Consider the following 6814-nt stretch of genomic DNA (forward strand, 5'->3'; position numbering starts at 1 on the left):
GGTCGCCGACACGGCCTAGCCTGGCCCTAGACCCCGGGAGGTCCACTGTGGCGAATGGCGGGAACCGACCCATCGCGCCGGTGCGCAAGCTGATCGGCGCGGTGCTGGGCACCGTGGCGACCTTCATCGTGCTGTTCGGGCTGGGCATGACGAGCTGGGCGATCGTGGCGCTCGGCATCGCGCTGCTCGTGCTGGCGATCGCCCTGGCCACCGTACGTGGTGGCGGGCGCACCTGGGTGGTCGGCCTGGGCCACGTGCACAGCGCCTCCGAGCCGCCCACCCAGTACGCGTTCGGCCGCTGCGAGCTCCAGCTGGTGATCGACGCGCCCGGGCTGCCGCCCCGGTCCAAGAAGATCATCGAGCCGCGGGTCCCGGTCGCCAAGTGGCCCTCCCTGGGCCAGGCCCTGCCGGTCCGGGTCGCCCTCGACGACCAGCGACACGTCCGCGTGCTGTGGGACGAGGTGCCCACCCACGCCGAGACGGCCGCCGCGGTCGCCGACCTCCCGCCCGAGTACGCCGGTCCCGACCCGGTCGACGAGGTGCTGATCGCGCAGGAGGCCCCGCCGTGGGCGGACCGCCCGGAGGAGGACTTCCGGGACGACTTCCCGCCCGCGCCGGATCCGGTCCTCGACGACGTCACGGCGCCGCCGGAGCCGCGCGAGCCGGTGGTGGTGCACCAGCGCCCGGGCGGCCCGGTGGTCCTGGAGGGCCAGCTCGTCGAGCCGGCGGCCGGCGGCCCGCTGCCCCGCCGGGCCACCCCGGCCCCGCGCACGCCGGCCGATGAGCGGTTCGACACCGTGCCGGTCGACCCGATCGACGTCCCGCTGGACGAGCCGGCCGCCGAGGCGCCGCCCACCCCCGAGGAGCTGGACGAGGCCATCTTCGGCCCGGCCGGGGACGAGCCGGCCGAGCTGGCCACCCCGATCAGCGGGGTCGGAATCACCCTGCTCGTCACCGACCTGGACCGGTCGCTGGACTTCTACCGACGCCTCGGCTTCGAGGAGTTCGACCGCGGCACCGGCAACGCCGTCCTCTCCTCCGGGGCGACCCGCCTGGTGCTGCGCCAGGTGAGCGGGGCCGCGCCGATCAGCCGGCGGCTGGTCCACGTCAACCTGGAGGTCGATGACATCCAGGCCGCGTACGAGCGGCTGCGCGGGTCCGGCGTGCGCTTCACGTACGCCCCGCGGGTGGTCAACCGGGGCACGAAGCTGGAGGTGTGGGCGGCGGCCTTCCGTGACCCGGACGGCCACGGCGTCGCCCTCACCCAGTGGCGCACCCTCGCCGACGCCTGAGCCGAGCGGGGCCCGACCGGGGCGCTCAGCCGAGGACGACCCGCCGCACGTGCAGGGCGTACGCCCAGACCAGGGCGAAGATGACCCCCAGCACGAGCAGCGACCAGTGCAGCAGCCCGGACAGCATCAGCAACCCCTGGAGCACGGTCCCGGCGTGCCAGGCCCACGACCGTTTCATCTGTCCGGCGAGCACCACGCAGGCCACCGCCAGCGCCACGATCACCCCGACCGCGGTGCCGCTGAGGTGCCCGCCGACCACCCGGATCGGCTGGATGGCCAGCAGCAGCACCAACGCCTCCAGCGCCAGCGTCCCCGCGCCGAGCCCGCGGACGGCCTTGTCCGGGTTCCGCAACCCGGACCGGCGCTCCCCCGGGCCCGGCTCGCCGTCGCCCGGACCACCGGGCGAGGACGTGGCAGGCCTGGCCGGGTGGTCCTCGGCGCCGGGGCGCTCCTCCACCGGGCCGGTCATCGCTTGAGCAGCCGGCGGGCGTCGGCCACAGTCACCACCGATCCCGTGATCAGCACGCCGACCCCGGCCAGCTCGCCCGGTACGTCGGACTCGGCCTCGGCGACGGCCGCCTCGATGGCGTCCGGCATCTCCTCGGCGACCTGCACCCGGTCCGGTCCGAAGACCTCCCGGGCCAGCGCGGCCAACGCGTCGGCGGGCATGGCCCGGGGCGAACTGTTGTGGGTGACCACGATCGAGTCGAGCACCGGCTCCAGCAGTTCCAGCAGGCTGGCCGCGTCCTTGTCGCCGAGCACGGCGAGCACGGCGACCAGCTTGCTGAACGCGAACTCCTCCTGCAGCGCGGTGACCGTGGCGGCCATCCCGTGCGGGTTGTGCGCGCCGTCGAGCAGGATCGTCGGGGCGGTACGCACCTTCTCCAGCCGTCCCGGCGAGGTGGCCGAGGCGAAGCCCTCCCGGACGGCCTCGATGTCGAGCTGCCGCTTGGTGCCCGCGCCGAGGAACGCCTCGACCGCGGCGAGCGCCACGGCCGCGTTCTGTGCCTGGTGCGCGCCGTGCAGCGGGATGAAGATCTCCTCGTACACCCCGCCGAGGCCCTGGATGGTGAGCACCTGGCCGCCGACCGCCACCGCCCGGCGGAGCACGCCGAACTCGGCTCCCTCGCGGGCGATGGTCGCGCCGACCTCGGCGCAGCGCTCCAGGATCGGCCGGGCGGCCTCCTCCTCCTGCGCCGCCGCGATCACGGTGGCCCCCTTGTGGATGATGCCCGCCTTGTGCAGCGCGATGTCCTCGACGGTGTCGCCGAGCCACTCGGTGTGGTCCAGCCCGATCGGGGTGATCACCGCGACCCCGGCCTGGATCACGTTGGTCGAGTCCTCGGCGCCGCCGAGCCCCACCTCCACCACCGCGACGTCGACCGGCGCGTCGGCGAACGTGGCGAACGCCAGCGCCGTGGTCATGTCGAAGTAGGTCAGCGGCTCGGCGGAACGCTGGTCGACCAGCTCGGCCAGCGGCGCCACCTCCCGGTACGTGGCGACGAACCGCTCCTCGCTGACCGGCTCCCCGTCCAGGCTGATCCGCTCCCGGACGGTCTCGAGGTGCGGGCTGGTGTAGCGGCCGGTGTGCAGCCCGAACGCCCGCAGCAGCGAGTCGATCATCCGGGCCGTCGAGGTCTTGCCGTTCGTGCCCGTCAGGTGGATCGACGGGTACGCCCGCTGCGGGCTGCCGAGCAGGTCGAGCAGGCTCTCGATCTTCTCCAGCTCGAAATGCATGCGGGTGAAGCCGCGCTCGCCGAGCGCGGCATCCACCGCGGCGAATTCGGTACGGTCGGTCACGAGGGAAGCGCCTCCAGCGCGGCGTCGATCCGGACCAGGTCCGCCTCGGCCACCGCGAGCCGCTCACGGATCTTGGCGACCACGGGCTCGGGCGCCTTGCCGACGAACGCCGGGTTGTCCAGCTTCGCCCGCGCCTGGGCGACCTCCTTCTCGGCGGCCGCCCGGTCCTTGGTGAGCCGCGCCCGCTCGGCGGCCACGTCGATCGAGCCCCGGGTGTCCAGCGCGACGCTCACCTCGCCGGGCATGGCGAGGGTGGCGCTGGCCTGGAAGTCGTCGCCGGGGGCGTCCAGCCGCACCAGCGACCGGATCAGCGGCTCGTGCGCGGCGAGGCCCGCCGGCCCGAGGCCGTCGAGCCGGGCCGCCACCCGCTGCGTCGGGCGCAGCCCCTGGTCGGAGCGGAACCGCCGGATCTCGGTCACCACCCGCTGCAGGGTGCCGACCTCGCTCTCCGCGGCGTCGTCGACTCCGGTACGGTCGGCCACCGGCCAGGTCGCGGTGAGCACCGTCTCCCCGCCGGTCAGCGCGCTCCACAGCTCGTCGGTGACGAACGGGATCACCGGGTGCAGCAGGCGCAGCAGCTGGTCCAGCACGTGCCCGAGCACCCGGCGGGTGGCGACGGCCGCCGCCCCGCCCTCGGCGAGCACCGGCTTGCTGAGCTCCACGTACCAGTCGCAGACGTCGTCCCAGGCGAAGTGGTAGAGCAGGTCGCACACCTTGGCGAACTCGTACGCCTCGAACTGCTCGTCCACCTCGGCGGTCACATGCGCCAGGCGGGACAGGATCCACCGGTCGACCGTCGACAGCTCGCTCGCCGCCGGCAGCGGCCCCTCGGTGTGTGCGCCGTTCAGCAGGGCGAACCGGGTGGCGTTCCAGAGCTTGTTGCAGAAGTTGCGGGAGCCCTGGCACCACTCCTCGCTGACCGGCACGTCCTGACCGGGATTGGCGCCTCGGGCCAGGGTGAACCGGGTGGCGTCGGCGCCGAACCGGTCGATCCAGTCCAGCGGGTCGACCACGTTCCCAAACGACTTGGACATCTTCTTGCCGTGCTCGTCGCGGACCATGCCGTGCAGCGCGACGACGTCGAAGGGCTGCACGCCGTCCATCGCGTACAGGCCGAACATCATCATCCGGGCAACCCAGAAGAAGAGGATGTCGTACCCGGTGACCAGCACGCTGGTCGGGTAGAACTTCGCCAGGTCGGGGGTCTGCTCCGGCCAGCCGAGGGTGGAGAACGGCCACAGGCCGCTGGAGAACCAGGTGTCCAGGACGTCCTCGTCCTGCCGCCAGCCCTCGCCGGCCGGGGGCTCCTCGTCGGGGCCGACACAGACGATCTCGCCGTCCGGGCCGTACCAGACGGGGATGCGGTGGCCCCACCAGAGCTGCCGGGAGATGCACCAGTCGTGCATGTTGTCGACCCAGGCGAAGTAACGCTTGGCCAGCTCGGCCGGCTCGATCCGCACCCGGCCGTCGCGGACCGCGTCGCCGGCGGCCTTGGCCAGCGGGGCGGTGTTGACGAACCACTGCAGCGACAGCCGCGGCTCGACCGTGGTCTTGCACCGCGAGCAGTGCCCCACCGCGTGCAGGTACGGCCGCTTCTCGGCCACGATCAGCCCCTGCTCGCGCGCCGCGGCGACGATCGCCGGGCGGGCCTCGTACCGGTCGAGTCCCTGGAACGGGCCCGGCGCGGTGATGATGCCCCGCTCATCCATGATCGTCAGCGCCGGCAGGTCGTGCCGCTGCCCGATCTCGAAGTCGTTCGGGTCGTGCGCCGGGGTCACCTTGACCATGCCGGTGCCGAAGCTGGGGTCGACGTGCTCGTCGGCGACGATCGGGATCCGCCGGTCGGTGAGCGGCAGCGCCACGGTGGTGCCGATCAGGTGCCGGTAGCGCTCGTCCTCCGGGTGCACCGCCACCGCGGTGTCGCCGAGCATGGTCTCCGCCCGGGTGGTGGCCACCACGACCTCGTCGCTGTAGCGGATCGAGATCAGCTCACCCTCGTCGTCGGTGTGCTCCACCTCGATGTCGGACAGCGCGGTGAGACAGCGCGGGCACCAGTTGATGATCCGGTTCGCCCGATAGATCAGCCCGGCGTCGAAGAGCTTCTTGAACATGGTCTGCACGGCCCGGGACAGGCCCGCGTCCATGGTGAAGCGCTCGCGGTCCCAGTCGACCGCGTCGCCGAGCCGGCGCATCTGGCCCAGGATGGCGCCGCCGGACTCCGCCTTCCACTGCCAGACCCGCTCGACGAACTTCTCCCGGCCCAGGTCGTGGCGGGACAGTCCCTGGGTGGCGAGCTGCCGCTCGACCAGGTTCTGGGTGGCGATGCCGGCGTGGTCCATGCCGGGCAGCCAGAGCGCCTCGAAGCCCTGCATCTTCTTGCGGCGGGTGAGGGCGTCCATCAGCGTGTGCTCGAACGCGTGGCCCATGTGCAGCGAGCCGGTGACGTTCGGCGGCGGGATGACGATGGTGAAGGGGGGCTTGTCGCTCTCCGCCGACGCCCGGAAGTGGCCGGCGGCTACCCACTGCTCGTACCGTCGCTGCTCTACCTCGCCGGGCTGGTACTGGCCGGCAAGGGTCGGGGCGTCGGGGCGTCGGGCATCCAGTCTCTCGGTCACCCTGAAAGTCTACGGAGCGCTTCTGGAGACCTGACGTGCGCCACCTCTTGTTCGCGTACGGTGGCGGACATGTCCGACGCACATCTCACCGAGCGCCCGGTGGACGACGGGTCCGAGCCGGTCGACCTGACCGACGAGCCGATCCAGCTGAGCCGCCGGGATCCGGCGATGGAGCCCGAACGGCGTCCCGCCTCGCGCCGGCGCCGCATCGTGCTGGGCGCGGCGCTGGCCGTCGGGTTAGCCGGTCTGGGGGCGCTCGGCGTCGGCGGCTGGCGGGTGCTGGCCCAGAAGGCCACCACGCTGGATACGCCGGCGAAGGTCGCCGGGCTGACCCGAGACGACAGCGAGGGCGCCCGCACCACCGCGGACTACCTGCGCAACGGCTTCGCCGCCGACATCGACCTGGACCGGAGCTTCGGCACCGTCTACAGCGACCCGGCCGACGCCAAGCGGGCGGTGCTCGTGTTCGGCGGCACCACGTTGCTCTGGCAGCCGGAGCGGGACCTGGACACCCTCTTCGGGCTGATGGCCGACGAGACCGGAAAGGTGAGCGGGCTGCACGAGGTGGACGCCGGCCGCCTGGGCGGGGTGATGAAGTGCGGTTTGACCAGCGGCGACGGCGGCGACTTCGCGGTCTGCGGCTGGGCCGACCACGGCAGCGTGGTGATGGCGATGTTCGCGGGCCGTCCGGTGGACGATTCGGCCGTGCTGTTCCGGCAGCTGCGCGAGGGTATTCAGAGCCGCTGACCAGGGGCTGCGGGACACCGTTCACGGCGGGCGGCCGGCGGCCAGCGATTCCCCCGCCGGAAACGCAGTCAGGGTCACCCGAATTCGGGTGACCCTGACTGGAAAGATTGTCCGGCGGTGTCCTACTCTCCCACACCCTCCCGAGTGCAGTACCATCGGCGCTGGAGGGCTTAGCTTCCGGGTTCGGAATGTGACCGGGCGTTTCCCCTCCGCCATGACCGCCGTAACTCTATCGACATGTCAAACAACCAACCACCAAAACCACTGGTGTGATTGTTCGTTTGTCGGGAGTTGCACAGTGGACGCGTAGCAGCTTAGTAGTCAAGTCCTCGGCCTATTAGTACCGGTCAACTGAACCCG

The 6814-nt window shown here is 72.2% G+C and carries 5 protein-coding genes and 1 rRNA gene; 2 read left to right on the forward strand and 4 right to left on the reverse strand.

The genetic code is table 11. The features are described from left to right. The first annotated feature begins 47 nt into the window (after positions 1–47). Positions 48–1292, forward strand: coding sequence for a VOC family protein (locus tag ACFYM6_RS06320; protein WP_387272765.1), 1245 nt, complete (start codon positions 48–50; stop codon positions 1290–1292). A gap of 25 nt (positions 1293–1317) precedes the next feature. Here the strand turns inward: ACFYM6_RS06320 and ACFYM6_RS06325 are convergent, their stop codons facing one another. Genes ACFYM6_RS06325 through ACFYM6_RS06335 form a run of 3 tightly spaced genes read right to left on the reverse strand, consistent with a single transcriptional unit; the run spans position 1318 to position 5707 of the window. After that, positions 1318–1761, reverse strand: coding sequence for a DUF4233 domain-containing protein (locus tag ACFYM6_RS06325; RefSeq protein ID WP_387272766.1), 444 nt, complete (start codon positions 1759–1761; stop codon positions 1318–1320). Further along, positions 1758–3092: a bifunctional folylpolyglutamate synthase/dihydrofolate synthase gene (locus ACFYM6_RS06330; protein WP_387272768.1), complete on the reverse strand. Its 1335-nt coding sequence runs from the start codon at positions 3090–3092 to the stop codon at positions 1758–1760. Before ACFYM6_RS06330 ends, ACFYM6_RS06325 begins: the two co-directional genes overlap by 4 nt. Continuing rightward, a complete protein-coding gene (locus ACFYM6_RS06335; protein ID WP_387272770.1) occupies positions 3089–5707 on the reverse strand; it encodes a valine--tRNA ligase in 2619 nt (872 codons plus the stop codon). The genes ACFYM6_RS06330 and ACFYM6_RS06335 overlap by 4 nt, the downstream gene beginning before the upstream one ends. Before the next feature lie 69 nt (positions 5708–5776). On the opposite strand from ACFYM6_RS06335, the gene ACFYM6_RS06340 reads away from it, so the two are divergent. Then, on the forward strand, positions 5777–6454 hold the full coding sequence (locus ACFYM6_RS06340; protein ID WP_387272772.1) for a hypothetical protein: 678 nt from the start codon (positions 5777–5779) through the stop codon (positions 6452–6454). 109 nt (positions 6455–6563) lie between these two features. Here ACFYM6_RS06340 and rrf read toward each other — a convergent pair. Then, positions 6564–6680 (reverse strand): 5S ribosomal RNA (gene rrf / locus ACFYM6_RS06345). Positions 6681–6814 lie beyond the last annotated feature (134 nt).

The sequence above is a fragment of the Micromonospora sp. NPDC006431 genome (assembly GCF_042870725.1).
Lineage (GTDB): Bacteria > Actinomycetota > Actinomycetes > Mycobacteriales > Micromonosporaceae > Micromonospora.

Excerpts from the sequence above, each read along its gene's own strand:
- ACFYM6_RS06325 (WP_387272766.1), bottom strand. The coding sequence starts at position 1,761 with ATGACCGGCCCGGTGGAGGAGCGCCCCGGCGCCGAGGACCACCCGGCC.
- ACFYM6_RS06340 (WP_387272772.1), top strand. The coding sequence starts at position 5,777 with ATGTCCGACGCACATCTCACCGAGCGCCCGGTGGACGACGGGTCCGAG.